The organism is Pseudomonas sp. LBUM1673 (assembly GCF_059695645.1).
The window spans coordinates 3,152,442-3,176,690 of sequence record NZ_CP166780.1 but is presented as its reverse complement, the minus strand read 5'-3'; the positions used below and the strand labels follow the sequence as shown (position 1 = coordinate 3,176,690).

The window sequence follows — 24,249 nt, the reverse complement described above, 5'->3', positions numbered from 1 at the left end:
CATCGGGCTAGCCAATGAGCGACCAGACCATGGGTAAGCTAACGCCTACATGAGTTGCGCCTAGCAATAACCACCAGATAGGGAATTCAGATGCGGACACCCCAGGAACTCAAGCTAGCTATTGCTTTGTTGCTGATCAACTTCACAGCCAAGCGAGCAAACAGGCGTATTATCAGCACATCACACCTATTTCTTTGCTGGGAAAAGGCACCAGCGGACACCTTCCAGGATTTCCTGCTAAGCGAAATTTCGTCCACCTCAGCAAAACGGTGTTTTCGTAATCTCGTCGCACAGAGTGCTCGCCTGGTACTCCTCGCGCCCGCTCAGGAGGTCGACAACATACTGCGCCAGCAGAGCCAAGATAAGCTGCCCTCACAAAAGCTTGCGCGTAGCCCGGGGTTTCGCACTCTTGTAACCAGATCAGTCCTCCTGCCGTTCGAGCTTATTAGCCAGCACGACGATCTGGAGGATTCTGACTATGCGTTCGGAGCGCCTATTAAGGAAATAAAGCACTTCGATGACAGCATTGAATACATGCGTAGCCGCCGGATCGGCGATAGCCTGAGCTCGTATTCTCCTGGAATAGAATTGGAAAACTTCACCCGCCACGTAATCCATTTTGGTACTGATCGGTTGATAGAACCTCGTCGAGGCCCCCTTCGCTTCACAGATTTCCGTGGCGACGACAAGGTAACCTATGGACTTGCTCATGTGTCGGTACCACACATTCACAAAGAGGGTTACTTAGAGCGGCCTACCTCGACCTGGAAAATCTGGCGTACTCGCAAGCAGAACCCGAACGAGCATATTGTCATCCATGAAACCTCGGAATTAGGCCTGAGCTCATGGCTAGAGACTGCTCAGTTGAAAGATGGTGACGGCCTGTTATTTATTCACGGCTTCAACGTAACCTTTGATGAGGCTATCTGGCGAGCTGCCCAGATCGGTCATGACCTGAAGTTTCCCGGCGTGAAACTCTGCTACTCTTGGGCCTCTTGTGGGAAAGTGCTGAGTTACATGTCTGACGAAGCAACGATCGAATGGTCGGCTTCACATCTTCGCGATTTTTTGACCGAGATCACGCAACACCTTGGTCTTACTCGCCTTCACATCATCGCCCATAGCATGGGCAATCGTGCATTGCTTTCTGTACTCGAGAATTGGGAGGACAAACCTGGAGCAACCCCTATTAGCCAAATAGTCCTTGCCGCCCCAGACGTTGACGCTGGTCGATTCAAGCAAGTAGGAAAAGTCTTTGGCGCTTACGAACAAGTAACGCTCTATGCTTCCCAGCATGATAGGGCAATCCAGCTATCTCGCAGTCTCCGTTCGCTGCCGCGAGCGGGTGACTCATCTCCACCTATCGTGCTCGATCATCTATCGACAGTTGACGTCACCGCCGTTGGCCGCGAAATGTTCGGACTGGGTCACAGCTATATCGCGACTACGTCCAAAGTATTCCGGGATCTGTACTACATCATCCAAGAACGCCTCACTCCTGATCGCCGCGCCGGCATTCAGAAGACCATACACGGTTATTGGGAACCGACCTGATCCTGCAAGCAACATGAGGTCTACACTTTTGACCTCGGACTAACACTGAGGAGCCTAGAGATGCTCACGATTCCTTCGGACGGTGCGAGCGATGATGAGTGGTATGAATATGCTCAACAAAGCTGCGATTTTTTAAAGCCTCACCTGGCTGGTTTTCTTGTCGAACGATTCTCATACAAGCCGCGATACGTGAAGCAAATGCTATCGCAATCAGGCTCGACAATTTCCGCTTTCACTAGGAAATACGATCTCTACTTCCGTGCTTTTGTGCGCCCCCAAGACTTCTGGCCTAGGGAGTGCGTTGTACTCGCGCGACTGATGTTCAAAGAACAGCGAGTAGGACATGGCCGGGATTTGCTTGAGATGCTTGTGAAGCTTGCACCAGCGCTTGGCTACAGATTCCTTGCCATCGAATGCGCGAACAAAAACGCCGCCGCGTTTGGCAATCGGATGGGTTTCACCCCCTACGAAGATGGCCGGCACAGGCTCGGGTCAATCTCTGACATTCAGCAAGCTCTTGCCAACAGATCACTCGACAACAGCATCGCTTAAGATCCAACAAACAAATATGAGCCCCTTCCTAGCTCATGAATTCGTTAAGCCGTTAGCCAGATAGGTGGTGCTATGAAATTCCAGCGTGAACGTGATCCTGAGTCATTACTGATTGAGAAACGGGCAGCTGAACTCGCTGCAGCTGGCTATCCCCTTCCCACTCACGATACTGCCATGGATGCCGAAGACATTATCCGTACTGTCAAGCAAGCTCGTGAGAGGCTGCTCGAGCAGTCAAACATCGACTCATCTCTTACCGAAAACTCATCACCGACATTCTGAAGATATGAAGTGCGTTTGTTCCGATTGCATAGCTTGGGCGACTGAGCCCAGAACACAAAAAAGTGGAGACTCATGATCGTGCCCAATGATTTCCATCACAGGGCACTCGATCAAACTTGGTATCTCGAGGAGCAGGGGCCCAGCTATCGAGTGTTCAGTTCTCTTGTCCGTGCTTATTGCTACTCTGCAGATGTATGCCAGCAAGAATTTCAAGCTGGTATCTTCATTTTTTAACCTAAGCCTACGAGTTCGCGCCGATATACACCCCAAAGTCCTGCTCCCGGCGGTGAATCGTGCCATCAATCAGCACTGAAACTGACATGTAGTGCAGACCGGTATAAGCTGTGTCTCGCCAATACTTGGCAAAATATTCTCCTCGCTCATGGTTGTAGGCTGCCTCCACTTCGTCCTCGTACTTACAGTGTATCGGCCCAAGTGACTCAGCATCGTTACCGTGATTTGTAACGCGAAAATTAACCGTTACTTTCCCAGCCGACTTAGGCATTTTAAAGCGCGCCTTGAACTCTATTCCTTGACCCTTCGGAATAGATCGCGAACATGGATAGTAATTTTCGCCAGTACCGATTGCGTCTTTATTTGCCTTCAATACTGCGGCCAACTGAATTGGTGCATGGCTCCACTCAGGCTTTGGAAGCAGACCAAAATAATGCTTTTGCGAAAGGACAAATTTTCTGTAGCTTACTGGTTTGCCATCCGCACCGGTGTAATTAGGGTAGATAAAACGTTCAAAAATATCTTCACCTGCCTCCTTCACCTTCTTCAACTCGACGACACCGTCGTGCAAGTCAAGAAGAGACTTCAAGGACTCACCAATCATCACCCTGTTACGAGGAGCTGCTTGCTGTAGTTTCGCAGCGACATCCACATAGAACGATGTCGCAGTAACCTCCGAAGACCCCTCAAAGCCGTACATCCCCCAGAGGACTTTGTCGTGCTGACCATAGTCAACACCCACCCGGATTCCAACATCTTCCGCAACGTTGTTATCACGTAGCTTAGGCGCCACTAACTGACGCATGAACTCAACCAGATAACAGCCACAATTCACTGCATCAATAGCGGCATTTCGAGCCGAAACGCCATCTCCTCGAAAGAATGCAAGAACAGCATCCCCCATAATTCGATGCACATGCCCATCAAATGCGCGAATCGTTTCGATAGTACAGCGAATAATGGTATTTTTAATAAAGAACACTTCTTCAGGGCTATAAATTAAGCCAAGCTTTGTCGACCCCTTAATATCCATGAAAAGCGAGACATTAAAGCCGTATTCTATCGCGCCAGGCTCTTTCAAATGATCAAAATGCGGATGCCCGCCGATGCTATGCGGATTAATATCCTTCTTCCCAAAGAGGCCCCGTATGGCTTGTTGAATTCCAAATTCTGCTCCTGCGGCGCTATCGAGAAATTGCTGACTGTCCATGGCATATGCAGTGCTCCCTGTAACGGACTCAAATACCATGCTCCTAGACTGCATACTCTTTGTAAGAGTTCGATCAAACACACTATCGAATGACTTATAAACATCTTTTAACGAAGACATAGCTCGACCCCCATGCTATTTTTCAAAACCACTACAAAGATCAGGGCCATCAATAGCAGACTCCACTTTACAGCCTGGGCCGCTTTCGACACTACTTTAAATTTCTTAGTAGTTACTTCTGCCACCTCATGCACCTGTATAGCCAAATCCCTTTCCAAGTCATCCATTGATATGGAATGAACAGTGTCCGCATAGCTTTTTGAATCGAACTTACTGGCAACGGAGTGAAAGAAAAACAAAGATGGCTTGTTTACCCCAGACTTGTTCGTAGACAAGTCCGGCCATATCGTGCGCACCACCCAATAGATACTGAGCAAAGAGAGAAAAACCAAACCACACAAGAGAACAACTAAAACATAATCCAACCCTCCTCCGATCTTGATAAGCTCATCTGCCTTTAGCAGTACACCACCGAAGATCGCGGCAGAAAACGATGTAATCAATCCGCATCGAAAATTCACCGTAGAAATATAACCATCGTAGCGTTTCAGCGTATCCCACATTGCTGACATACGAATTTTCTGCTCATCATCTATAGCCACCTAAATCTCCTGTAGGTATCGCTAGATTAAAACACAACTTTCATTTAGGGCTCGACGCATATTAAATTATTAAGAGTTTTATAACATCTTGGAATAGTGTCTCACTTAGAAGCCCGCTACTCTAGCAACGGGCCTCTGCAGATTTAGCTGGTGTGACACAGCGAAGAACACCAGCGGCAGCCATTCGACTGGCGATAGGTGAGACGTGCCTGGCGTACCGCCGACGAGCAGGTTGCGTGCCGACCAAGATCGAGACGATTTATCGCCAAGGGCAGATAGCTGCAAGTGCTGGTATGCACCTCGTGATCACCGTTAGTCTGGGCATTCTTATTGACCAAATACTGAGCCATGATCAGTTACCTCGCTCTTTGTTGGATTGCGAGAGAACCGCCCCTGCGAGGGTCTTGGTCGTAGCGTTGTACTTATCGCTTTCCAGCACGTGGCTAGCCTTCGTTTCCATCTCGGCACTGGTTTGCTTGCCGGTGGAAGCTTGTGCCATCGCGGAGGCGGCCAGTTGCTTTTGGATAGCCGAAGCGCTCGAGCTGCGCAGGGTTTCGGAAGCCAAAGTAGCGACCGAAGAAGAGGTTTCTTTGGTGTTCTTAGACATGGTACTGCACTCCACATACTGCTCAATTTTGATAGCAGACAGGAACCCCCCTCTATCGATAGCTACGCAGGGCGTTGACACTCCAGCATGAGTTATCTCTAATGCGCATCCCGCCAGTGTTTGCATTTGGGTTCAGGGTAGTAGGTGCGCGCGTTCCGTCTCCAAACATAGCGCGTCCACTTACTGACATTACCTTAGCCTTCGACAGCCAGACAAAACACAAGATGTGGTACTTAGATTCGGCTTCAACACAAGATAATGTGCTTTTTGGGGTTATGCAAGGTGATAGCCTGTGGATAACCTGTGCATTTGTGCCGAACTGGATCCACAAAATAGACTGTACGTATCCACAGCTTTGATTCTCAAGACTTTCTTCGAAAAAACCTGAAATATCTTGTTACGAATTGTGCTGGCTATGTCCTTAGCCAGTGATTATCGAACTAAACCCGAACTAGAACTGACGCATAAATGGCGCAATGAAATGCCATTTTTATGGCGAGGACTATTCATTCCTCAAGGAGCCCAGCATGGTCATGTCGCAGCAATCGACCAAAGCAGCCGTTCAAGCAAATCGAATGGTAACGTAAATCCGGCCCCTTTTCTGTCTGCCCCCTTTTCCGTCCTTTTTCCACTTTGCAGGGCATAGCGACGCAAGCCGAGTTGAAGTCAACGCGCCATAAAAGGCAACATGTGCGCAAACCATAAGATTGTAACGCCGCAAGGAAGCCCTCATGGCCCGGACTATTTACGACAAGCCTACCCGTGCTCTGCTCAAGGACATGCTCGTGAGCTGGAATCTCCAACCTGGTCAAGTATTCACCGCTGCTCGCGCGATACAGTGGTTTGCGACGCACTACCCCAAACTGAAGCCAGGCAGTATCCGCGCGCATTTAGTCCAGGCTGCCACGAACGATCCTAGTCGCTTGCATCATCCTTCGACCAATAGCACTGATGACATTCTGTTCAAGGTTGCCCCTGGGGAGTTTCGACGCTATGAAGCGGGTAAGGATCCGGCGCCCATTCGTGAAATGGTAAAGGGCGATGTTGCCGAGCAAGAAATAGAGGAGGTTGAAAGCGGTTGCGACGGCTCAGACGAATCCATCCTGCCCGGCTCCACCGAGTTTCTACTGGAGAAAGATCTACAACGTTACCTAGCGGAAAACCTTGAATGCATCGAGCCGGGCTTGAAACTGTATGAAGACGAAGACCTACGAGGCATCGAATACGAAGCGGGTGGAGGTAGACGTATCGACATTCTCGCCGTCGACCGCAATGGTGCTTTCGTCGTGATTGAGCTCAAGGTTTCTCGGGGTTATGACCGCGTAATTGGGCAATTGCTGCGCTATATGAACTGGGTTCGGCGCGATCTCGCGGAGCTGGGGCAAAAGGTACGCGGCATCATTGTGTGTCGCAGCATGTCCGAAGATCTGCGACTAGCCTGCTCAAGCATGAAGAACGTAGAACTGTTCGAGTACAAACTTTCCGTAGCTGTAACGAAAGTACCAGCGCTACAACTACCAGAATGAAGACAGGCACACGGTCAATCCAGCAGCACACGCGCAGTAGGTGACTGAAACAAGGGAAGGAAATACAGATCCGCCTCCTTTTGCTGCTCGCTTTGTCTTCCATCACTACGACTCACTGAAACTCAGGATAGATGATGCCTTTTTATATGATCACCTTCGGATTAACTCAAATTGATGAACTGTACATTGGCAGAACCAACGAGGAGACCGTTGCGAGTGCAAGAGGGCTCATTGATCAATGGCCCGAATACGCTGCCATGTCCGATGAAGAAATCATCGAGCTAGCAAAAGCAGATGAGCTAGAGTTTGACCTTATTGAGATCCATGACACATGGCCAGGAGAGAATTTAGATCACCAGCAGCTAGTTGATATTTATGAGTCACAGCAAGGCGGCTGACTTTTTGACCAAACAGTACAAATAGGGCAGATCTATTTTTTGTAGATTTCCCGTTTTTACCGGCCTCATCGAGTCATTACCGGTAGCTTTGGGTCGTTCTCTGCCGACCACTGATTCACCGCTCACACAACTTCTACCTAAGGACGCTCATGGCCGATTCCAGCACCAGCATTAGTAAAGCCATCACCACTAGCACCACCTTCGTCGATAAAGCGGTTGAATTTCGACACTTCATGCTGCTGATTTCCTTCCTGCTGGCACTAGATTCATGCCTCATGATTTTCTATAAAAAGAATCTGCTGCAGTCGTTCGGCAAATTGGACGCTCCCGAGGTGAACGCAGGAGGAGCATTAGTTTTCCTTGGTATCTTTGCGTTTTTGATGGCCCTGTTTTTTCCTGTTTTGCGTCAGGTTCTACTAGCATTCACCTCATGGATAAAGTTGCTGTGCCGAACCAAAGGCAAGGAGATCAACCATGACTTTCGCGATACGTCCACCGCGCGCCGTGAAGCGCTCATTCATAGAGACAAGCTAATCGTCGAGCTCTTGGACAAGCAGGAGGCACAAAGAAGGGATCACGAAACCAATATGAACATTGCCTTTGGTCTGGTGTTTATGTTTGCTATCAACTTTCTTAATCTGGGTACGGGCGAAGTGCTGTCGCTCACTCAGACAGCTGCAACATTACTAGACACCATCACCGGTTTCTGGGCGAGTACGTTGATCCTAATGGCATTTGGTACGTTTAACTTCTTCTTATTAGTGATACTCGCAATGTCGCTTACCCCTGAAACCAGCGAAAAAATCTACCTGCCTGAGTCCGACGAGGAGAAGGCTGCGCGGATAGAAAGAGAAAAAAAGATGCGGCTGCCAAATGGTGTCTACCTAGGCTAAGGACTATTCATACTCTATCCCTGCCAAGCTGTCTCACCGCCCATGGAAGAATCGCGATGCCAAACTCAGATCTGCTCCCTTCCCTGCTATTCAAGATCAACGAAAACCAGCAAGCCCTTGAGGCTGCAATCATGGAACTGACGCTCTGGGTCGAGCAGCGAGGATCGGGTGAAGTTGGAGGCAACGTGCGCGGTGCGCTGGACACGATCAGAACAAATGAAGAGTTCATCAACATGACGCTTGCGGTGCTCATGGCACCCGAGTGATCTGTTCGACCACCACGGTGGATGATGCAAGGCATTCCAGAAGATAAATCAGTCGAGGCTCAACTGAGGTCTTAGTGCTTCAAGTAGAGTCGAGATGAAGCATCGTCTGGATTGAAAGCCGCTCATCGCGCCACCCAATGCCTGGCTTAGACGAACAAGCTTGAAAGTGGTGGACGCGGGTCATGCAAGCTTGATGGCTCCGCCTTGGATATCGTCCCGCGCCATTCGCAAGTCATTGGCGTCTTGGTTGAGCCGATGAATGAGGTTGAGCAATCGTTGGCGCAACACCTCATCTTGGAGCTGCTCAGTAGCACGCATCACATCAAGCGCCGCTGCCTCATTGTTGGTGGTAACGGCGTCGAGCAGTTTGCGCATGCTTCTTGATGGTCGATTCATCTCCAACTCCCTGGATTTCAGTGACGCGAATCATATGGCCAGAATGTTTCGTCAGTATTTCAGCTGCACGAACTGGCTTGAATCACCGGCTTCGGCTCATTTGATGCTAGCTGGGGGGATAACCTGAGGGGTCGATTATTCATCTACAAGCTGAGCAGGTCTTTGCAGACAAAGAGAAAGCGGCAGCTTGGTTGAACAAGCCACAGACTGTTTTTGCTGGGATGACGTCATTAGAGGTTTCAAATACTGAGGCTGGGTACGAATCAGTCAAGGAGACGCTCGAGAGAATCAATCACGGATGTACCCTTTAAGCGATAGCCACCTTTTCTTTTGACTGGCCTACTGAAGGAGAGAGTCGTGATGAACCATCGGGTCTCGCAATCCATGCGCGACCCGACGGGGTTGATACGTGCTTAGATACGGATGATCTGGGTGATGTGCGGCTTGCCGTTAATAGGCGCGTAAATTTCCACGATCGCTTGCCAGCTGTTTGGCGAGCCAGGCTGCGTTGCTTCCGCCTTATAGCGATAGTTGGTGCCATTGACGACCTGGCTCGAAACCAGTTCAGGCGTGTAGTGCACACCCACGAACCCCTCTAGGGCTTGTTTGAATACTTCCTGATCCTTTGGAGTCAGTTCGTGGTAAGGAGTCCATCCGCCAACGAGATTTTCTTGAGCCGACATACGATATATCTCCATATATAAGTTCCTACTCGTCTGGCTTTTCGGAGTTCGCCCCGTTTATTTAATGGTTTCCGGAATCCATTGTGCTGAGTGGTTTTCCGCGTCGCCCTGTTTGTCGTGAAACAGAGCACTTGGAAAAACATCGGTACGTGCCGCACGAGTCGAGCAACGCAGGCCATTAAGGGGCAGGCGGGCGCGAACGTATGGTCATGGAGGATAGGGTAGTGGTCGCCAACTCAGATCCTTGTCCCTGATAGAAACAGCCATCTATGAATGACAGCTGCCAGACCTCCGTGCCTTGTCTTCGCGGCGCTGCTTATTGGGCATGCCGCTGGCTTTAAGCTATCAGACTTAAGTGGAAAGTATGTCCGCATTTAACTGTGTGACATGTAAGGCATTGGCTATTCATAAATTAGTTATCGTTCTCATCAGGCGTTGAGGCCACGCTACATCGCCTGATCCCAGTAAAAATCTGGGACATGATTTCCTCTGCCCATCGTAGAAAGGGACACCCACCCACAACACTCGCCGGTTATCGGCATCCAGCACAACGCTGGCGTAACGAGGGCGAACTCATCCATCACCAGGCGTCGCGACTGCGCCTTCGCCGGTAGCTCCGTAACGGTATTCCCCTCCTCTCGAAATCCTTGCGATCAGCTCGAACATTTTCTCATCAGAGGTGTACCCGTCAACGCGAAAAGCCTAGGGCGTAATAGAAAAAGCTCAGTCCCTGCATTGAGGTCAAATACAAAGAACTGCAGCCATCATCGGTGCGGCTGTTTCGCGGTTATACAAAAATAGGATGCTTCAGCAGCCTCTATACTGGCTTGGTCTACGAAGAGAGAATGGAATGGGAAGCCAGGTACGCATTCTAGTGATCACGTCCATCATGATGTCGCTTACGGGGTGCTTTGACCGTTCTGTATCAGGCAGTTACGTGGCCAAAGACTCATCAAGCGCTGAGCTCTTGCAGCTTACTCAGGCGCAAGACGGAAAGATCGTAGGTACCTTGCAGCACATAACTCTCAAAAGCAGTGGTGGGATAGAAACGTCAACGGGAAACGTGACTGGGATCGTTGATGGTGAGAGTTTGACCCTTACCATATCTCTGGCTGGCCTCCCGATCGGTCGGAACATCAGCGGAACAGTTACCGCTTCAGCTTTGGAGCTATATTTGGTCGGCAGCGACGGCGCGGTTACCAGCGCTCATTTCACACGGGGCAGTGTTGCTGACTTCAACGCTGACGCTGTAAAGCTGGCGCAGGCCGGAGAGTCGATCAAAACTGAGAAATTACGGGCTGATCAGATCGAAACCTTGAACCGATCTGCGTTGGCTCTCGAAGACGCGCTGAACACATATGTGAAGAGAGCCAGAAAGCAAATCGACGATACGCCCCGCTTTATTTCTTACTTCACTCGCGCAAGCAACCATCTCAGTGACAGACTGCGATTGGCTCAACGTCTTGCGTCAGAAAACGGTGCGCAGAGAGCTCAAGCCGAGGTGGTGTTGACGCAAGTCTCGGCCTCCGAGCCCGCGATTCGAAATACCGGAGATTCGATCGATAGGGCAATTGAAGAAATGACCAGGGAAGAGGCATCTCTCAACATCCGGATGATGGCCTTCAATGGTAACTGCCTCGGCACGTCCACCGTCAAACCTGGAGAAGTCATACCCGACATGGGCCCCTGCAGAGCACTCGAAACTGCTGCTGGACGGTTTGGGGATGTAAGAGGGCTTGCCCACGCGGCGTATGAGCGCCTCCAACTCCAAAAAAGTAAGGCGATGAAAGAAATGGAAACCACTTGGCAGTTGGCTACTCGCCTTCCTTAACCGGGGAAATGAATCGCCCTGAATGAATATGCCGGCGGAGTTCACCATCAAGCTGATATCGCTATGGTTGGGACGTTGATGCTGGAATTATGGCTGTTCTGGCGGTCAGTCACGCGAATTTGATGGTGCCGTCCTGGAAGTCGTCGCGCGCCAATCGCAGGCCATCGGCGTCCTGATTGAGCCGGTGAACCAGGTTGAGCAACCGTTGCCGCAATACCTCGTCCGTGAGCTGCTCAGTTGCACGCATAACCTCCAGCGCCGCGCGCTCATTGTTGGTAGCGACGGAGTCGAGCAGTTTGCGCATGCTTCTTGATGGCCGATTCATCTCCAACCCTCCTAGGTTTCGGTGACGCGAATCATATGGCCGAAATGTTTCGTTAGTGTTTCAGTTGCACGAACTGGTTTTGAATCACCGCTCCGGCTGACTTGACGCTAGCTGGAGGGGCACCCCATGAGGGGTCGATTACGTTTGGCCGCGATTCGTTTCACCCTCGTTCCAAACATGTCGAGTGGGCGCTTCGACCCGCGCTTTAAAATGACAATGAAACTTTAAGTAATCCATCTAAGGGGGAAAGCGAGGCTCGATGGAAGCCTCGCTTGAGGCTTAGGCAGATTTGAAACAGTACGCAGCCAGCTTGTTACCATCGAGATCTCTGGCATAAGCGGCATAAGCATTCGGTGCCCAGCTTCGTGGGCCGGGCGCGCCTTCATCGGTGCCGCCACAGGCCAGAGCCGCTGTATGGAAGGCGTCAATTGCGGCTCGATCCGCTGCTTCAAAGCTGACAGTGACACCGTTTCCAACGCTAGCAGGTGCGCCGTTGGCCGGTTTTAGTACGAAGAAGGACGAGGCGTTATCACCCCAGATCGAGCCATTGTCATTCAGATCAGCTATACGCTTCTGGCCGAGAGCGCCGAGTACATTATCGTAAAAGCTGCGGGCCTTTTGCAGATCGTTGGTACCGACGGTGACATGGGTGAAGATGCTCATCTTGATGCTCTCTCTTTGGTGGACACACAGTTGGGTGGTTATTGCCGTTTCGACCAAGCGCGATGCGTCTAACGATCAACGCTAGGCCGATTGAATTAGCGATCGAAATGGATAACGGTGCGAATGCTCTTACCTTCGTGCATCAGGTCAAAGGTCTTGTTGATGTCATCCAGCCCCATGGTGTGCGTGATGAAGGTATCCAGGGGGATCTCACCCTGTTGAGACTTCTCGACATAGCTGGGTAACTCGCTGCGACCTTTCAATCCACCAAAAGCCGAGCCGCGCCAGACGCGACCAGTCACCAGCTGGAACGGCCTGGTGCTGATTTCTTGACCGGCGCCAGCGACGCCGATAATCACCGACTCGCCCCAACCCTTATGGCAACACTCCAGAGCCGCGCGCATGAGGTTGACATTGCCAATGCATTCAAACGAGTAATCCACGCCACCCTCGGTCAGATCGACGATCACATCCTGGATCGGCTTGTCGTAATCCTTCGGATTGATGAAATCGGTGGCACCCAATTGCCGGGCGATCTCAAACTTTGCGGGGTTGATATCGATTGCGATTATTCGACCGGCCTTGGCCATGGATGCGCCAATAATTGCTGCCAGGCCAATGCCGCCAAGACCGAAGATGGCCACGCTGGCGCCCTCCTCCACTTTGGCCGTGTTGAGCACCGCTCCAATGCCGGTCGTCACACCGCAACCGAGCAGGCAAACCTTATCCAAAGGAGCGTCCTTCGGAATTTTCGCTAGCGACATTTCCGGTAACACCGTGTACTCGGAGAACGTCGAGGTGCCCATATAGTGAAAAATGGGTTGACCCTGGTAGGAAAAGCGGCTGGTACCGTCTGGCATCACGCCTTTGCCCTGAGTCGCACGAATTTTCTGACAGAGGTTAGTCTTCCCGGATTTGCAAAATTTGCAGTCACCACATTCCGGGGTGTAAAGCGGAATCACATGATCGCCTACCGCCACTGAAGTAACACCCTCGCCGATTGCCTCGACGATACCGCCGCCTTCGTGGCCGAGAATGACTGGAAAAATACCTTCGGGATCAGCACCGGACAGCGTAAACGCATCGGTAGTCGGGCACTCACTGATGGGTTGACCACCCGTTTGCATTCGACTTGACCAGTCATTGGCATTCGATCTGACCACCGATTGCATCGGATCTGACCAGCACGTCGTAACCATAATCGGCAGAGAACTGCCCATTGCTGCTATTGGCGACAGGCAGCAATCGGCCCAGGCTGTGTAAAAACGTTTTGAACGTCTGCGTTGCAACGTGAAATCTGCCAGCGTTCGGTTAATCAGCCAGACAAAAAAACTCACGTAGGAGCGCGATTTTCGTTCCGCCTCTGACCGTCAACCCCCCGCTCTAGACAGTTTTTACACAGCCTCGGCCAAAAGCATTCTCAGAAGTCGAAAATCATAGGAGGGCCGCACAACCGCAGCCCTCTACCTGCAATTTTTCCGTTCCGACGATTAGCACACTGTTTTTTCTCGCTATAGGAGAACCTCGCCGGAGATCGTTGTCGTATCACCTGCAGGCACACCGTTACGATCAAGACGCTGATACGCTGGGCGACGGGAAAGCTTGGCCTGCCGCGTAGTGTCTTTTATTGCAGAGGTGGTGAGATGAGCGTGAGACCCATGCTTGGTATGTGGGTGGTGGCTGCAATGGGTTCAGTCATGTTGACGCCAGCGTCAGCGGATCACTGGCGAGGCGGACGCGAGGGTGGCGAGTGGAAGGACGAGTACAGGGACGGGCCATGCAAGGTAAAGATTGAATCCAAAGACGATGAATACAAGGAAGAGATCAAATGCCCAAATGGCCGTGGCGCCAGTTGGCGTCGCGGCGAGTGGAAAGACGAATTCTGGGAGCGCGGTTGCAAGGTCAAGATCGAAGCCAAGCGAGATGAGTACAAGAAAGAGGTCAAGTGCGATGGCGATGATTGATCGGTTGCTCCGCAGCGCGTGAAACGGCGTAGTCAGCGCGATTACTTTTCTCCTCTTAATCGTGCGCCCTGCTCGCGAACCTACAATCGAGTTCTGTGGTGGAGAACCCATTGCGTACCGGTTCCAGATCACCCCCGAGGAACGTGCATTGGTGGACTTGTTTGGCGTTGACTTCTTGGCCTATCAAGCAACGGTTCGCCGCTGGCTATAGAACCTTCTTGCTCATCATTAAAACGGTCATCTAAACCGCATAGTCATCAGGCTAGCTTGCGGCAAAAGCAGTAAACGAACTTCTGCTCATTGCCACCAGGCGTGTGGTGCGACTCTTTTTCATGTCCAAGCAGTACAAACGTCTCACCAAACTCCGCGTGAAGCTCCTTTGCGTCGTAACGCATAACCGGTAACCCGCTGCATTTGCTGGGCCCGTCCTCCGCGAAGGTTGCCACTATAACCAGACCTCCAGGCTTGACTGCCCTTAGTACCGCCCGGACGTAAGCGCAGCGCTCTTGTTCGCTGGTTAGAAAATGGAATACTGCCCTGTCGTGCCACAGGTCGTAGGTGTTCAAACCTAACTCGGCGTCGAGGATATTAGCGTCTAACCACTGCACATCAGCTGCGCGAGCGCCGAGCCTGGCCTTTGCCGTAGCCAGCGCGGCACCAGAAAGATCGAGAACCGTCACATTTTCATAGCCGCTAGCTAAAAGATCATCAACCAGCGTTGATGCGCCACCGCCAACATCAATGATCGACGCCGTAAGCGGTAGGCCCGCCTCTTGAATCAACTTCAGCGAGAGCACGGCATGCTCTTGAAACCAACTCACCTCATCGGCGGCCTTGGTTGTGTAGACATTTTCCCAGTGATCCTTGGATTGCACGGTCATCTCTCCGAGTTGTCTTTACAAACCGCGCCGGGCTGAGCGCCTATCCACCTTGCTCGTGGTCGGAGAGTGGTTTGCAGGGATCTCGATAACGGTGAAAAAGTCATCGGGGGTCGAGTTACCAGCTGGCATATCCGCATAGCTCAATTTCGCACCTCCAAGGGTATAGGAACGTTTCAGGCTAGCAGGCCTTTTTTCCGACAGTGCCCATCTCGATTGGAGTTTTTATGTAAAACACAGAAATATCCTCAACCTCCAACCTCTTGAACAACCTTTCGGATTCATCCTCGGTGATAGCCATGCGAATCTCCGTCGGCTGATCCGCCAGCTCAAAAAAATGCGAAGAGTGCAACCGCCCGGTGTGCCCAAATCCCTCAATGCCCGTAGACAGGGTCGCACCACGCAGCCCCATTTCTTTAGCCACATCAACGATCCACTCGCCGAGCATCTTTCCCTGATAACGACGGTTCTGTTGAGTAAAGAAAATTACCAAAAAACCTTTCATGTTCATCTCCTCAGCGCGTGCCAATCATTTGATAGGACAGAAGCCCGGCGGCGGTCATCGCCAACGAGCCCACGACGTGCAATGAAACCGAGCCGAGTGCCCACAACAATCTGCCCTCCTGAATCAGGGCAACTGTCTCGGCGGAAAACGTGGAAAAGGTGGTCAGTCCGCCACAGAAACCCGTGATGATCAGCAGGCGCCATTCAGGGCTTAGGGAGGGGGATCCGGCCAAAAACGCGATGGCTAGGCCAATGATGTAGCCACCGACCATGTTCGCGACCACAGTGCCTGGCGGAATCGTGGGAAACAGGGCGTTAAGCTTCATGCCCAAGAGCCAGCGCAACCAGGCACCCAGTGATGCGCCTACAGCAATGACTAGAAGTGATTTCAGCATGGTTGCATGTCTCCTCTGGGCTGATGTAGCCGAGGAGGTGCGGATAACCGCGCACTACGAGAGGGAGCTGATATGAGGTTTTGAGTCACGATCCTGTCCTAAATTGGAGGACAGGGAGACACACCTACGCACCCTGTCCAGGGTTCACGTAGGCATCATCAGCACAAAGGCGGTTAAAGGAGGAATGCCATCTCCTATATTCATCCTATAGCAGCAACTGTAAGACTTTCAAGGTACAACGAGTTCGTATGAACTGGTTTACTGAGTTTTGATACCTCAATCGAGCGCTATGATGGCGCCCAGATTCGAGGTGTATCTCTACCGAGCCCTAGTCTACGCGGCGCAAATCGCGAGAGAAAACCACAACATGAAGGTTCACGACTTTTTACCACCCTCGGCTTTCGTAGACGCAGATCCGTTTGCAGTCTTCTTTTCCTCATCGTCATAAACGTCTAATTAAATGCGGAACGCATGTGCATGAACATAAACAGCAAGGGTGACCGTCGACCTTTTTTTATATTCCTTATCTTTTTGCGCCTGGGGCTGACCTCATTTGGCGGCCCCATTGCACACTTGGGGTATTTCCGCGATGAGTTCGTCACGCGCCGGCAATGGCTCACTGAGCGTAGCTATGCTGACTTGGTTGCGCTTTGCCAGTTCTTGCCGGGCCCCGCGAGTAGCCAGGTTGGTATGGCGCTGGGACTCTCTCGTTCGGGCTACTCTGGTGCGCTAGCTGCCTGGGCGGGTTTCACGTTGCCCTCGGCAATCCTCCTCATCCTGTTTGCGTTAGGTATTTCCAACTACAGCGATATCATCGCGCCTGGCGTACTGCACGGCCTCAAAGTCGTGGCCGTTGCTGTGGTTGCTCAAGCCGTATGGGGAATGGCACGGAGTCTATGCCCAGATGCGTTGCGTATCACGATCATGGCGATTACGACGTGTGTGGTGCTGTTGGTTCCGTCTGCATGGGGGCAGATCGGCTCAATAGCTGTAGCTGCTTTTGCCGGCTTGCTTTTATTCAAACCAGCTCGCGCCGCCGAACATGACCCACTGCCCATAAAGGTCGGTTACCGAGCAGGTTTGTTCTGGTTATCACTGTTCTTCGCTTTGCTGGTCGGCTTACCGATAATGAGCCAGATGCTACTCAATCAGACGCTCTCCATGGTAGATGCATTTTATCGCTCCGGGTCTCTGGTATTTGGTGGTGGTCATGTGGTGTTGCCATTGTTGCAGGCAGAAGTAGTGCCTTCAGGCTGGGTCAGCAATGAAACCTTTCTTGCCGGGTATGGTGCAACACAGGCTGTTCCTGGGCCGCTTTTGACGTTCTCTGCATTTCTTGGTGCTTCGATGAGTGCCGAGCCCTCTGGCTGGGTCGGCGGGTTGATTTGTTTGCTAGCCATTTTTCTGCCGTCGTTTCTGTTGATCGTTGGTACCTTACCGTTTTGGGAGCAGCTGCGGCGCAGCGTACACATCCAAGCGGCGTTGCTTGGGATCAATGCGGCGGTGGTTGGTTTGCTTCTGGCAGCGCTTTATCAGCCTGTATGGACGAGCGCAATCCTTAAGCCACAGGACTTCGGTTTGGCATTGGTGTGCCTAATCGCTCTGATGTTTTGGAAGCAACCGCCATGGTTAGTGGTGATCGGTGGTGGTGCAGCCGGATGGTTGCTGAGTGTCGTGCTTTGACAGTCTTTGAAATTCCGTAGGGCTTTCTCGTCTACTTGGAATGCCCTTCCATAGCATCCTTACCATGGTCGGAGAGTTGGGCGTCAAACCACTTGTGCAAGGCCGTCACCAAGCTGGCATCCGACGTTTTGTAGATCAGCTCTGCGCCGCCCTCAACATCTTGGTAAACGATGGAGATTTGTCCTGGTCTAGCGGTTTTCAGATCGGCGAGACCAGGCATGTCGTCGCCATGGATGCGGGAAGGGCTTGAGAAGTCGCCATTCAGAAACTGCTTGCGGATCTCTAGCAGGTGTTCGCGAACTAACTTCACTTGGTCGGCGTCGGTGGACTTCTTGGCCACAACTCGCTGCATCCCGCCTTCGGCGTTTTTCGTAAAGATGTGGGTCGTTGCTGCTAGGCTAAATGGCATTACCTCTTCGCCACGTTGGGATACTTCTGCTTCGCGCTGCGCGTCGGCTATCGTCGTCATATGAGCGGCATGGTTCATTTTAGAGTGATCCATAGTTTGGGCAAAAGCGCTTCCGGCGAAAGCAACGATGACGCCCAAAGTAATAGCGATTTTGCGCATGATTTTTCTCCGAATTGACGTTACATCGATCCTATGATGTGACGATCTTCCATGGGTATGATCCTAATCATATGAAAAAAGTAAATGACGCATTGGACTGGCCGGCTTTGATCGCCGCCCAACCATCAGCGGCTCTCATCCCCGAGACACTGCGTGTGTCGGCCAAGCGGGTGGATACCGATACTCGCGAGACGCTCTTTCTGATTGGAGACCCGATTCGTCATGTTTATCTTGTGATCTCTGGCGAAGCGCGCCTGGTTCGGCTAGGCCGCAATGGCCTCGAAGTGGTCTTGCAACGCTCATGCGGAGGCTTCATTGCGGAGGCCAGTCTCGACAGCCGCGCTTATCACTGTGACGGTATAGCTACCGAGTCCACCACTTTGCTGCTGTTTCCGGTCGTAGCGTTTCGCGCGGCCTTGGAAGATGTGCCTGCATTTCGCAAAGCCTGGCAGTCAGAACTAACCAAGGAAATCCAAAAACTACGCGCTCAATGCGAAAGGCTGTGCCTGCATAGCGCGACTGACCGTATCACCCATTACATTGAATCCGAAGGTTCCGACGGCGTCGTGACGCTCAGTCAGTCGCGCAAGTCTTGGACAAAAGATCTGGGCTTGACTCACGAAGCTCTATACAGGGCGTTGAGACGCATGCAGAACGATGGTCGTCTTAAAGTCGAAGGCAATCATTTGACTATCAAACCTTGACCTGCGCAGACCAATTGAGGACATGGCGAGCGAGGCAATAGACGGTGACAGTCATCCCCTCTTAATCTGAGCTAGATCAGTTGGAGTCATAATTGAATCGCTACAATGATGACCCTCTTGCATCGATCCAGGGTTCATTCCGATGACTCATTCGCTCAGTGACCAGCTAGACGTAGTCATTATCGGTGGGGGCCAGTCAGCCTTGGCGGTAGCGTATTTCCTACGCCGAACTCAACTTTCATTCGTTATCCTCGATGCGGAGGAAGAACCCGGTGGTGCCTGGCGACACGGCTGGAATTCGCTACGTCTATTCTCCCCGGCCACTTGGAGTTCGATCCCTGGCTGGATGATGCCCCCCACGCAAGAGGGTTACCCTTCGCGCAACCATGTGGTCGACTACCTCAACCAGTACGAACAGCGCTACCAATTCCCGGTCGAGCGCCCGGTTCGGGTCACTTCTGTGGAGCATACGGAGTCTGGCTTACGGGTTCGTTCTGACGACAGGCATTGGGATGCCAGGGTTGTGGTCAGCGCTACAGGCACCTGGAGCAATCCCTACATCCCTCACTACTCAGATGCCGATTTATTCGCCGGTCGACGGTTGCACTCCGCGCACTATGTCGAAGCCCAGCCGTTCAAGGGCAAGAAGGTGTTGGTGGTGGGTGGAGGTAATTCAGGGGCGCAGATATTGGCCGAGGTTTCCAAGGTCGCCGAGACCACCTGGGTGACCCCCGTCGAACCATTGTTTTTACCGGATGAAGTGGATGGGCGGGTACTGTTCGAGCGCGCAACCGAGCGCTGGAAAGCCCAACTGGAGGGGCGTGTCATTGAGCAGCCCGTTGGTGGACTGGGTGACATTGTCATGGTGCCGCCAGTTGTCGAAGCCCGTGAGCGCGACGTCCTCAAGTCTGTACGCCCTTTTGAACGTTTCACTCGCAACGGCGTGATTTGGGTCGACGGTTCCGAATCTGCGGTGGACGTGGTGATTTGGTGCACCGGATTCAGACCAGCCCTACAGCATCTGGATACGCTAGGGGTGATCAACACCGAGGGCCGCGTTGAGGTCGAAGGTACCCACTCGACTCAAGAACCAAGACTGTGGCTGGTCGGCTATGGCGAGTGGACAGGTGCAGCTTCTGCCACCTTGATCGGCGTAACACGCACAGCACGCAGCACAGTCAATGAGATCGCAGCCTTTTTCGCCGAGCAGTCCGTTGCCTAGTGCGTCTACACCTTAGGAGTAGTGGACATGAACGAAATGATTATGCGTTGGCCTGAGCGCAATCCCCGCCTCTTCTTAGCAGTAGCCGCACTGGTTTGGTTTGGTTTGTATGAGGCCCTGATTCCCATTTCGGAGGCTATGGTCGCAGCGATTCCTGTTGATCGTAATAGCCACCTTGGAGGCGCCTTACAGTTTTTTTTCTACGACACGCCCAAGGTGCTGATGCTGCTAACCGGCATTGTGTTCTTGATGGGTATGCTCAACTCCCACTTCACACCTGAGCGCACCCGCGCACTGTTGGCGGGGCGAAGCGAGGGTATGGCCAATGTCATGGCGGCCTCTCTGGGTGTGTTTACCCCCTTTTGTTCCTGTTCAGCCGTTCCTCTATTCATAGGTTTTGTTCAAGCCGGGGTGCCACTAGGGGTGACTTTCTCTTTCCTCATTTCTGCGCCCATGGTGAATGAGGTAGCGCTGACACTGCTGCTTGGCCTGTTCGGCTGGAAAGTTGCGCTGCTATACCTCAGCCTGGGTTTGTTTATTGCGATTGTTGCTGGTTGGGTCATAGGGCGCCTGAAAATGGAGGCCCATCTGGAAGACTGGGTTCGTAATATGCCCAAGATCCAGGCGACCGCCGGGGACACGAGTATGCCGCTGCATGAGCGAATAAATGCCGGGTTTACCAGCGTGCGTGAAATCGTCGGGAAAGTATGGCCTTACATCCTTGCCGGCATAGCCATTGGCGCAGGCATTCACGGGTATGTGCCTGAGGATTTCATGGCCAGTTTCATGGGCAAAGAAGCATGGTGGTCGGTACCGCTCGCGGTTCTTATAGGAATCCCCATGTATACCAATGCGGCTGGCATCATTCCTATTGTGCAGGCACTGCTCGCAAAGGGCGCGGCACTGGGCACTGTGCTGGCCTTCATGATGAGTGTCATCGCTCTATCCCTTCCTGAGATGGTGATCTTGCGCAAGGTGCTGAAAGTTCGCCTGATAGCCACCTTCATTGGGGTCGTAGCCGTCGGCATTCTCATCGTTGGTTACGCCTTCAACTTCGCTTTGTAATCCACCTACTGAGGTTTTTATGAAAGACATCAAGGTTCTGGGCACCGGTTGTGCAAAATGCAAATCGACAGTAGCCATCATCGAACAGGTGGCGAGTGCGAAAGGTGTCCCCGTAAAACTGGAAAAAATCGAAGACATGCAACAGATCGTCAGCTACGGGGTAATGTCCACGCCCAGTGTCGTGATTGATGGAAAGGTTGTTCACTCAGGGGGCATCCCGACCCGTGACAAGGTCGAACAGTGGCTCAGTGCTTGAGGTAGGCTGCATTTGGACGTCCAGACACACTCGGTGTTGAGAGGCCCAACTGTACCCGCCTCAAACCATCACAGGCTCGAAAACTCAGCCCGACAAGTCTCAGAGCCCTAGGGGAGACAGCGATGCCTAAGTTGGTTATGCCCTTGTCCGACAATGACGCAGCGTTTCTTTCGACGGCAGCCGCTGCAGCGGCTCTGGCAGGAGTGCCTATCGAAACCCTCAACAGCCAGTGCTTTTGCATCAGCCTGGATAAAGGCGCCCTGCGCGAGACCCTGGAGTCGACACTCGGTCAGCCTGGTCTGTTTGAGCTTGTGCAGCAACGCTGCCCTCACCTATTCGCCGCCCATCCGGTCTTTATCGCACCGGCCCACTTGGATCGCATGGCGCAGGTCGTGCGCGCGGTCGAATCAGTCGTTGCACTCCCGGCTTACCGAGAGGAAGTGCTAGCTCACTCTCCTGCTATCGCACGACATGACCCGGGTGGGGTCAAGGGAGTCTTCTTTGGGTATGACTTTCATGTCACTGAGAACAATTTCGGCCTGATTGAGATCAACACCAATGCTGGTGGGGCAATGCTCAATGCAGTGTTATCACGAGCGCAGCACGCCTGCTGCCCGGCGATAGAACAGCTGCTGCCACCATCAAAAAGAGCTGAAGTATTTGAGAGCAGCATCAGTGCAATGTTTCGTCAGGAGTGGTCACAGTACGAGCGGGATAAACCGTTGCGCAGTATTGCCATTGTCGATGAGGCACCCGAGCAACAATACCTGTACCCAGAGTTCCTGCTGTTCCAGCAGTTGTTCCAGCGGAACGGTCTAGAAGCAGTGATCGTCGATCCCTCTGAGCTCAACCTGAGGGATGGTTTGCTTTGGCATGACCAGTTGGCCATCGACATGGTCTACAACCGTTTGACCGACTTTTCTCTTGAGGCTGTTGGCAACGCCACGCTACGCCAAGCCTACCTTGAACGAGCCACGCTACTCACACCACATCCGCGAGCCCATGCCTTGTACGCAGACAAGAGCAATCTGGCCTTACTCTGCGATGCCCAGCGATTGAAAGCATCGGGGGTGCCACAAGCTACCCAGGATCTATTACTGACCAGCATTCCGCATACCGAAATAGTGACGGCAGCAAATGCCGAACGCCTGTGGCGGGAGCGCCGGGGGCTGTTCTTCAAACCTTACACCGGATTTGGCAGCCGGGCTGCCTACCGTGGTGACAAGCTCACCCAGCGGGTCTGGCAGGAGATTCTCGCCGGTGATTATGTGGCCCAGGCCTTGATCCAACCTGGCCAACGAACTCTATCAACTGAAACTAAGGCCCAAGTGCTGAAGTTCGACGTTCGTAACTACACCTATGCTGGCGAGGTACTGTCGGTGGCCGCACGGCTATACCAAGGCCAGACAACCAATTTCCGAACATTGGGCGGCGGTTTCGCCCCTGTGTATCCAGGCCCACAAACAGCAGGTTGACGAATAGACAGATCAATCATTCAGGTAAAGTCAAACCTGAGCGTAAATAATAGCTCAGCCCCTATAGTCCGCTACAACCAAACGAACTACCTTGATCGCGCTCCAGTTGCAGAGTGCAATGAGTGATCTCGAAGTGCCCACGTAATTCTACAGCTATATCCTGCAAGAACTGATCGCTATCCGGCAATGATGCCATAACTAAATGTGCAGTCAGCGTCACCTCCATACTGCTTCATATCGCCTCGGCATGCCTGGGTAAGGCGATAGAAATCAGGGCAGCCAGCAACACGAAGGCCGAGGAAACCCACAAACAGGCCTCCAATCCGTAACTCTGATAAATCCAGCCGGACAGCACGGTTCCGAGCAGTCGGCCCAAGGCGTTGGACATGTAGTAGAAACCCACATCCAGCGATACCCCGTCTTCTTTGGCATACGAGACGATGAGATAGCTGTGCAGCGAGGAATTCACCGCGAACAGCACGCCGAACACCATTAACCCACCCAGCAGCACAACGTGAGGCGACCAACCCGCCGAGAGACCGAGGGCGATTGCAGCAGGCAGACCTGCCAGCAATGCCGCCCAAACGAAGGCCGCCCGCCCATCAGGGACGTGGCCGTGCTTCTTTCCGGTGATGTTCGGGGCTAACGACTGGACGATGCCGTAGCCGATGACCCAAGCCGCCAAGAAGCCGCCAACCAACCAGAAGTCCCAGCCAAACACTGCGCTCAGGTAGACCGGCAACGCCACCACGAACCACACATCACGGGCACCAAAGAGGAACATCCGCGCCGCCGAGAGGATATTGATCGCCCGACTCTTGGAGAGAATGTCGCGAAACTTCGGTTTGGCCTTTGCTTTGCCCAGATCTTTCTTCAGCAGGAACAGGCTGGCTATCCATATCAGCGCCAGAGTTGCGGCCATCGCCAGCACGGCAACCGTAAAACCCAGCAATGCCAGCAGCGCACCGCCCAGGAAGAAACCCACGCCTTTGAGCGCGTTCTTCGAACCGGTGAGAATTGCTACCCACTGGTAAAGGGTGCCTTGCTGGTTGTCGGGCACCAGCAGCTTGATGGAGCTTTTCGCGCTCATCTTGTTGAGGTCTTTGGCAATACCCGACAGCGCCTGGGCCCCCATCACCCAAGGGATGGTCAGCCAAGCGGCAGGCACCGTGAGCATCAACAAAGCCGCCACCTGAAGTCCCAATCCAATGTTCATGGTGCGATTCAGGCCTAGACGGGCACCCAGGTAACCGCCCACTAGATTGGTTATGACACCGAAGATTTCGTAGAACAGAAACAGGAACGCAATCTGCAACGGGCTGTAACCCAACGCATGGAAGTGCAACACCACCAACATGCGTAGCGCACCGTCGGTGAGGGTAAAGGCCCAGTAATTGCCGGTCACCAACAGGTACTGGCGCACTTGCGGTGAAAGGGCTGACAACGCGTTCAT

General features: G+C 52.5%; 28 protein-coding genes, 2 pseudogenes and 1 riboswitch. Of the genes and pseudogenes, 16 read left to right on the top strand and 14 right to left on the bottom strand.

The window, feature by feature from the left end; translation table 11 throughout:
* Positions 1–90: 90 nt before the first annotated feature.
* From ACA044_RS14655 to ACA044_RS14645, 3 genes are all read left to right on the top strand, one after another.
* Complete coding sequence (locus ACA044_RS14655) at positions 91–1,554, top strand: alpha/beta hydrolase (protein WP_497446984.1); 1,464 nt, start codon at positions 91–93, stop codon at positions 1,552–1,554.
* 60 nt (positions 1,555–1,614) lie between these two features.
* A complete protein-coding gene (locus tag ACA044_RS14650; protein ID WP_497446983.1) occupies positions 1,615–2,106 on the top strand; it encodes a GNAT family N-acetyltransferase in 492 nt (163 codons plus the stop codon).
* A 72-nt stretch (positions 2,107–2,178) separates the two neighbouring features.
* Entirely contained in the window at positions 2,179–2,388 is a 210-nt protein-coding gene (locus tag ACA044_RS14645; RefSeq protein ID WP_497446982.1) for a hypothetical protein, read from the top strand.
* 241 nt (positions 2,389–2,629) lie between these two features.
* Here the strand turns inward: ACA044_RS14645 and ACA044_RS14640 are convergent, their stop codons facing one another.
* From ACA044_RS14640 to ACA044_RS14630, 3 genes are all read right to left on the bottom strand, one after another.
* On the bottom strand, positions 2,630–3,832 hold the full coding sequence (locus ACA044_RS14640; RefSeq protein WP_497446981.1) for a nucleotide-binding domain-containing protein: 1,203 nt from the start codon (positions 3,830–3,832) through the stop codon (positions 2,630–2,632).
* A 107-nt stretch (positions 3,833–3,939) separates the two neighbouring features.
* Positions 3,940–4,494 carry a Pycsar system effector family protein gene (locus ACA044_RS14635; RefSeq protein WP_497446980.1) on the bottom strand — a complete coding sequence of 185 codons (555 nt, stop codon included), beginning with the start codon at positions 4,492–4,494 and terminating at the stop codon, positions 3,940–3,942.
* Positions 4,495–4,846: 352 nt separating this feature from the next.
* Entirely contained in the window at positions 4,847–5,101 is a 255-nt protein-coding gene (locus tag ACA044_RS14630) for a hypothetical protein (RefSeq protein ID WP_497446979.1), read from the bottom strand.
* A gap of 731 nt (positions 5,102–5,832) precedes the next feature.
* Here ACA044_RS14630 and ACA044_RS14625 point away from each other — a divergent pair.
* From ACA044_RS14625 to ACA044_RS14610, 4 genes are all read left to right on the top strand, one after another.
* Positions 5,833–6,627 carry an endonuclease NucS domain-containing protein gene (locus tag ACA044_RS14625; RefSeq protein ID WP_497446978.1) on the top strand — a complete coding sequence of 265 codons (795 nt, stop codon included), beginning with the start codon at positions 5,833–5,835 and terminating at the stop codon, positions 6,625–6,627.
* A gap of 131 nt (positions 6,628–6,758) precedes the next feature.
* The gene (locus ACA044_RS14620) at positions 6,759–7,025 is read left to right on the top strand and encodes a hypothetical protein (protein ID WP_497446977.1); all 267 of its coding nucleotides are present in this window, start codon (positions 6,759–6,761) and stop codon (positions 7,023–7,025) included.
* A 149-nt stretch (positions 7,026–7,174) separates the two neighbouring features.
* On the top strand, positions 7,175–7,918 hold the full coding sequence (locus tag ACA044_RS14615) for a hypothetical protein (RefSeq protein WP_497446976.1): 744 nt from the start codon (positions 7,175–7,177) through the stop codon (positions 7,916–7,918).
* A 56-nt stretch (positions 7,919–7,974) separates the two neighbouring features.
* Positions 7,975–8,184 (top strand): hypothetical protein, encoded by a 210-nt coding sequence (locus ACA044_RS14610; RefSeq protein ID WP_192351914.1) that lies wholly within the window; start codon positions 7,975–7,977, stop codon positions 8,182–8,184.
* Between the two features lie 180 nt (positions 8,185–8,364).
* Here ACA044_RS14610 and ACA044_RS14605 read toward each other — a convergent pair whose 3' ends face one another.
* The gene (locus ACA044_RS14605; RefSeq protein WP_497446975.1) at positions 8,365–8,580 is read right to left on the bottom strand and encodes a hypothetical protein; all 216 of its coding nucleotides are present in this window, start codon (positions 8,578–8,580) and stop codon (positions 8,365–8,367) included.
* A gap of 134 nt (positions 8,581–8,714) precedes the next feature.
* Between ACA044_RS14605 and ACA044_RS14600 the strand changes: the two genes are divergently transcribed.
* Complete coding sequence (locus ACA044_RS14600) at positions 8,715–8,891, top strand: antitoxin Xre/MbcA/ParS toxin-binding domain-containing protein (protein ID WP_497447226.1); 177 nt, start codon at positions 8,715–8,717, stop codon at positions 8,889–8,891.
* A 102-nt stretch (positions 8,892–8,993) separates the two neighbouring features.
* Here the strand turns inward: ACA044_RS14600 and ACA044_RS14595 are convergent, their stop codons facing one another.
* Positions 8,994–9,263, bottom strand: a complete 270-nt coding sequence (locus ACA044_RS14595) for a hypothetical protein (RefSeq protein WP_429433051.1) — start codon at positions 9,261–9,263, stop codon at positions 8,994–8,996.
* 874 nt (positions 9,264–10,137) lie between these two features.
* On the opposite strand from ACA044_RS14595, the gene ACA044_RS14590 reads away from it, so the two are divergent.
* Positions 10,138–11,094, top strand: coding sequence for a hypothetical protein (locus tag ACA044_RS14590; RefSeq protein ID WP_497446974.1), 957 nt, complete (start codon positions 10,138–10,140; stop codon positions 11,092–11,094).
* 109 nt (positions 11,095–11,203) lie between these two features.
* On the opposite strand, the gene ACA044_RS14585 is transcribed toward ACA044_RS14590, so the two are convergent.
* The 3 genes and pseudogenes from ACA044_RS14585 to ACA044_RS14575 form a co-directional block, all read right to left on the bottom strand.
* Positions 11,204–11,419 carry a hypothetical protein gene (locus ACA044_RS14585; RefSeq protein ID WP_497446973.1) on the bottom strand — a complete coding sequence of 72 codons (216 nt, stop codon included), beginning with the start codon at positions 11,417–11,419 and terminating at the stop codon, positions 11,204–11,206.
* Between the two features lie 279 nt (positions 11,420–11,698).
* Positions 11,699–12,082 (bottom strand): VOC family protein, encoded by a 384-nt coding sequence (locus ACA044_RS14580; RefSeq protein WP_497446972.1) that lies wholly within the window; start codon positions 12,080–12,082, stop codon positions 11,699–11,701.
* Positions 12,083–12,177: 95 nt separating this feature from the next.
* Positions 12,178–13,170: pseudogene (locus ACA044_RS14575) on the bottom strand (S-(hydroxymethyl)glutathione dehydrogenase/class III alcohol dehydrogenase); the annotation flags it as partial.
* 555 nt (positions 13,171–13,725) lie between these two features.
* On the opposite strand from ACA044_RS14575, the gene ACA044_RS14570 reads away from it, so the two are divergent.
* Entirely contained in the window at positions 13,726–14,046 is a 321-nt protein-coding gene (locus ACA044_RS14570) for a hypothetical protein (protein ID WP_076030499.1), read from the top strand.
* A gap of 257 nt (positions 14,047–14,303) precedes the next feature.
* On the opposite strand, the gene ACA044_RS14565 is transcribed toward ACA044_RS14570, so the two are convergent.
* From ACA044_RS14565 to crcB, 4 genes and pseudogenes are all read right to left on the bottom strand, one after another.
* The gene (locus ACA044_RS14565) at positions 14,304–14,921 is read right to left on the bottom strand and encodes a class I SAM-dependent methyltransferase (RefSeq protein ID WP_497447225.1); all 618 of its coding nucleotides are present in this window, start codon (positions 14,919–14,921) and stop codon (positions 14,304–14,306) included.
* A 33-nt stretch (positions 14,922–14,954) separates the two neighbouring features.
* A pseudogene (locus tag ACA044_RS14560) lies at positions 14,955–15,071 on the bottom strand (inorganic diphosphatase); the annotation flags it as partial.
* Between the two features lie 34 nt (positions 15,072–15,105).
* Positions 15,106–15,429 (bottom strand): DUF190 domain-containing protein, encoded by a 324-nt coding sequence (locus ACA044_RS14555; protein ID WP_497446971.1) that lies wholly within the window; start codon positions 15,427–15,429, stop codon positions 15,106–15,108.
* Between the two features lie 10 nt (positions 15,430–15,439).
* On the bottom strand, positions 15,440–15,823 hold the full coding sequence (gene crcB, locus ACA044_RS14550) for a fluoride efflux transporter CrcB (protein WP_497446970.1): 384 nt from the start codon (positions 15,821–15,823) through the stop codon (positions 15,440–15,442).
* A gap of 142 nt (positions 15,824–15,965) precedes the next feature.
* A riboswitch (Fluoride riboswitch) is annotated at positions 15,966–16,027 on the bottom strand.
* A gap of 273 nt (positions 16,028–16,300) precedes the next feature.
* On the opposite strand from crcB, the gene chrA reads away from it, so the two are divergent.
* Positions 16,301–17,506, top strand: a complete 1,206-nt coding sequence (gene chrA / locus ACA044_RS14545; RefSeq protein WP_497446969.1) for a chromate efflux transporter — start codon at positions 16,301–16,303, stop codon at positions 17,504–17,506.
* A gap of 31 nt (positions 17,507–17,537) precedes the next feature.
* Here chrA and ACA044_RS14540 read toward each other — a convergent pair whose 3' ends face one another.
* Positions 17,538–18,074 (bottom strand): aspartate carbamoyltransferase, encoded by a 537-nt coding sequence (locus ACA044_RS14540; protein ID WP_497446968.1) that lies wholly within the window; start codon positions 18,072–18,074, stop codon positions 17,538–17,540.
* A 71-nt stretch (positions 18,075–18,145) separates the two neighbouring features.
* Here ACA044_RS14540 and ACA044_RS14535 point away from each other — a divergent pair, with 71 nt between their 5' ends.
* The 5 genes from ACA044_RS14535 to ACA044_RS14515 all read left to right on the top strand — a co-directional run bounded on the left by ACA044_RS14535 (position 18,146) and on the right by ACA044_RS14515 (position 22,796).
* Positions 18,146–18,778: a Crp/Fnr family transcriptional regulator gene (locus tag ACA044_RS14535; protein WP_497446967.1), complete on the top strand. Its 633-nt coding sequence runs from the start codon at positions 18,146–18,148 to the stop codon at positions 18,776–18,778.
* 142 nt (positions 18,779–18,920) lie between these two features.
* Positions 18,921–20,000 (top strand): ArsO family NAD(P)H-dependent flavin-containing monooxygenase, encoded by a 1,080-nt coding sequence (locus ACA044_RS14530; protein WP_497446966.1) that lies wholly within the window; start codon positions 18,921–18,923, stop codon positions 19,998–20,000.
* Positions 20,001–20,027: 27 nt separating this feature from the next.
* On the top strand, positions 20,028–21,065 hold the full coding sequence (locus tag ACA044_RS14525) for a permease (protein ID WP_497446965.1): 1,038 nt from the start codon (positions 20,028–20,030) through the stop codon (positions 21,063–21,065).
* Positions 21,066–21,084: 19 nt separating this feature from the next.
* Positions 21,085–21,321 (top strand): thioredoxin family protein, encoded by a 237-nt coding sequence (locus ACA044_RS14520; protein ID WP_322178444.1) that lies wholly within the window; start codon positions 21,085–21,087, stop codon positions 21,319–21,321.
* Positions 21,322–21,443: 122 nt separating this feature from the next.
* Complete coding sequence (locus ACA044_RS14515; protein WP_497446964.1) at positions 21,444–22,796, top strand: hypothetical protein; 1,353 nt, start codon at positions 21,444–21,446, stop codon at positions 22,794–22,796.
* A gap of 232 nt (positions 22,797–23,028) precedes the next feature.
* Here ACA044_RS14515 and arsJ read toward each other — a convergent pair whose 3' ends face one another.
* Complete coding sequence (arsJ, locus tag ACA044_RS14510) at positions 23,029–24,249, bottom strand: organoarsenical effux MFS transporter ArsJ (protein WP_497446963.1); 1,221 nt, start codon at positions 24,247–24,249, stop codon at positions 23,029–23,031.

Excerpts from the sequence above, each read along its gene's own strand:
- ACA044_RS14655 (WP_497446984.1), top strand. The coding sequence starts at position 91 with ATGCGGACACCCCAGGAACTCAAGCTAGCTATTGCTTTGTTGCTGATC.
- ACA044_RS14650 (WP_497446983.1), top strand. The coding sequence starts at position 1,615 with ATGCTCACGATTCCTTCGGACGGTGCGAGCGATGATGAGTGGTATGAA.
- ACA044_RS14645 (WP_497446982.1), top strand. The coding sequence starts at position 2,179 with ATGAAATTCCAGCGTGAACGTGATCCTGAGTCATTACTGATTGAGAAA.
- ACA044_RS14640 (WP_497446981.1), bottom strand. The coding sequence starts at position 3,832 with ATGGACAGTCAGCAATTTCTCGATAGCGCCGCAGGAGCAGAATTTGGA.
- ACA044_RS14630 (WP_497446979.1), bottom strand. The coding sequence starts at position 5,101 with ATGTCTAAGAACACCAAAGAAACCTCTTCTTCGGTCGCTACTTTGGCT.
- ACA044_RS14625 (WP_497446978.1), top strand. The coding sequence starts at position 5,833 with ATGGCCCGGACTATTTACGACAAGCCTACCCGTGCTCTGCTCAAGGAC.
- ACA044_RS14620 (WP_497446977.1), top strand. The coding sequence starts at position 6,759 with ATGATGCCTTTTTATATGATCACCTTCGGATTAACTCAAATTGATGAA.
- ACA044_RS14615 (WP_497446976.1), top strand. The coding sequence starts at position 7,175 with ATGGCCGATTCCAGCACCAGCATTAGTAAAGCCATCACCACTAGCACC.
- ACA044_RS14610 (WP_192351914.1), top strand. The coding sequence starts at position 7,975 with ATGCCAAACTCAGATCTGCTCCCTTCCCTGCTATTCAAGATCAACGAA.
- ACA044_RS14605 (WP_497446975.1), bottom strand. The coding sequence starts at position 8,580 with ATGAATCGACCATCAAGAAGCATGCGCAAACTGCTCGACGCCGTTACC.
- ACA044_RS14595 (WP_429433051.1), bottom strand. The coding sequence starts at position 9,263 with ATGTCGGCTCAAGAAAATCTCGTTGGCGGATGGACTCCTTACCACGAA.
- ACA044_RS14585 (WP_497446973.1), bottom strand. The coding sequence starts at position 11,419 with ATGAATCGGCCATCAAGAAGCATGCGCAAACTGCTCGACTCCGTCGCT.
- ACA044_RS14580 (WP_497446972.1), bottom strand. The coding sequence starts at position 12,082 with ATGAGCATCTTCACCCATGTCACCGTCGGTACCAACGATCTGCAAAAG.
- ACA044_RS14570 (WP_076030499.1), top strand. The coding sequence starts at position 13,726 with ATGAGCGTGAGACCCATGCTTGGTATGTGGGTGGTGGCTGCAATGGGT.
- ACA044_RS14555 (WP_497446971.1), bottom strand. The coding sequence starts at position 15,429 with ATGAAAGGTTTTTTGGTAATTTTCTTTACTCAACAGAACCGTCGTTAT.
- crcB (WP_497446970.1), bottom strand. The coding sequence starts at position 15,823 with ATGCTGAAATCACTTCTAGTCATTGCTGTAGGCGCATCACTGGGTGCC.
- chrA (WP_497446969.1), top strand. The coding sequence starts at position 16,301 with ATGAACATAAACAGCAAGGGTGACCGTCGACCTTTTTTTATATTCCTT.
- ACA044_RS14540 (WP_497446968.1), bottom strand. The coding sequence starts at position 18,074 with ATGCGCAAAATCGCTATTACTTTGGGCGTCATCGTTGCTTTCGCCGGA.
- ACA044_RS14535 (WP_497446967.1), top strand. The coding sequence starts at position 18,146 with ATGAAAAAAGTAAATGACGCATTGGACTGGCCGGCTTTGATCGCCGCC.
- ACA044_RS14530 (WP_497446966.1), top strand. The coding sequence starts at position 18,921 with ATGACTCATTCGCTCAGTGACCAGCTAGACGTAGTCATTATCGGTGGG.
- ACA044_RS14525 (WP_497446965.1), top strand. The coding sequence starts at position 20,028 with ATGAACGAAATGATTATGCGTTGGCCTGAGCGCAATCCCCGCCTCTTC.
- ACA044_RS14520 (WP_322178444.1), top strand. The coding sequence starts at position 21,085 with ATGAAAGACATCAAGGTTCTGGGCACCGGTTGTGCAAAATGCAAATCG.
- ACA044_RS14515 (WP_497446964.1), top strand. The coding sequence starts at position 21,444 with ATGCCTAAGTTGGTTATGCCCTTGTCCGACAATGACGCAGCGTTTCTT.
- arsJ (WP_497446963.1), bottom strand. The coding sequence starts at position 24,249 with ATGAACGCGTTGTCAGCCCTTTCACCGCAAGTGCGCCAGTACCTGTTG.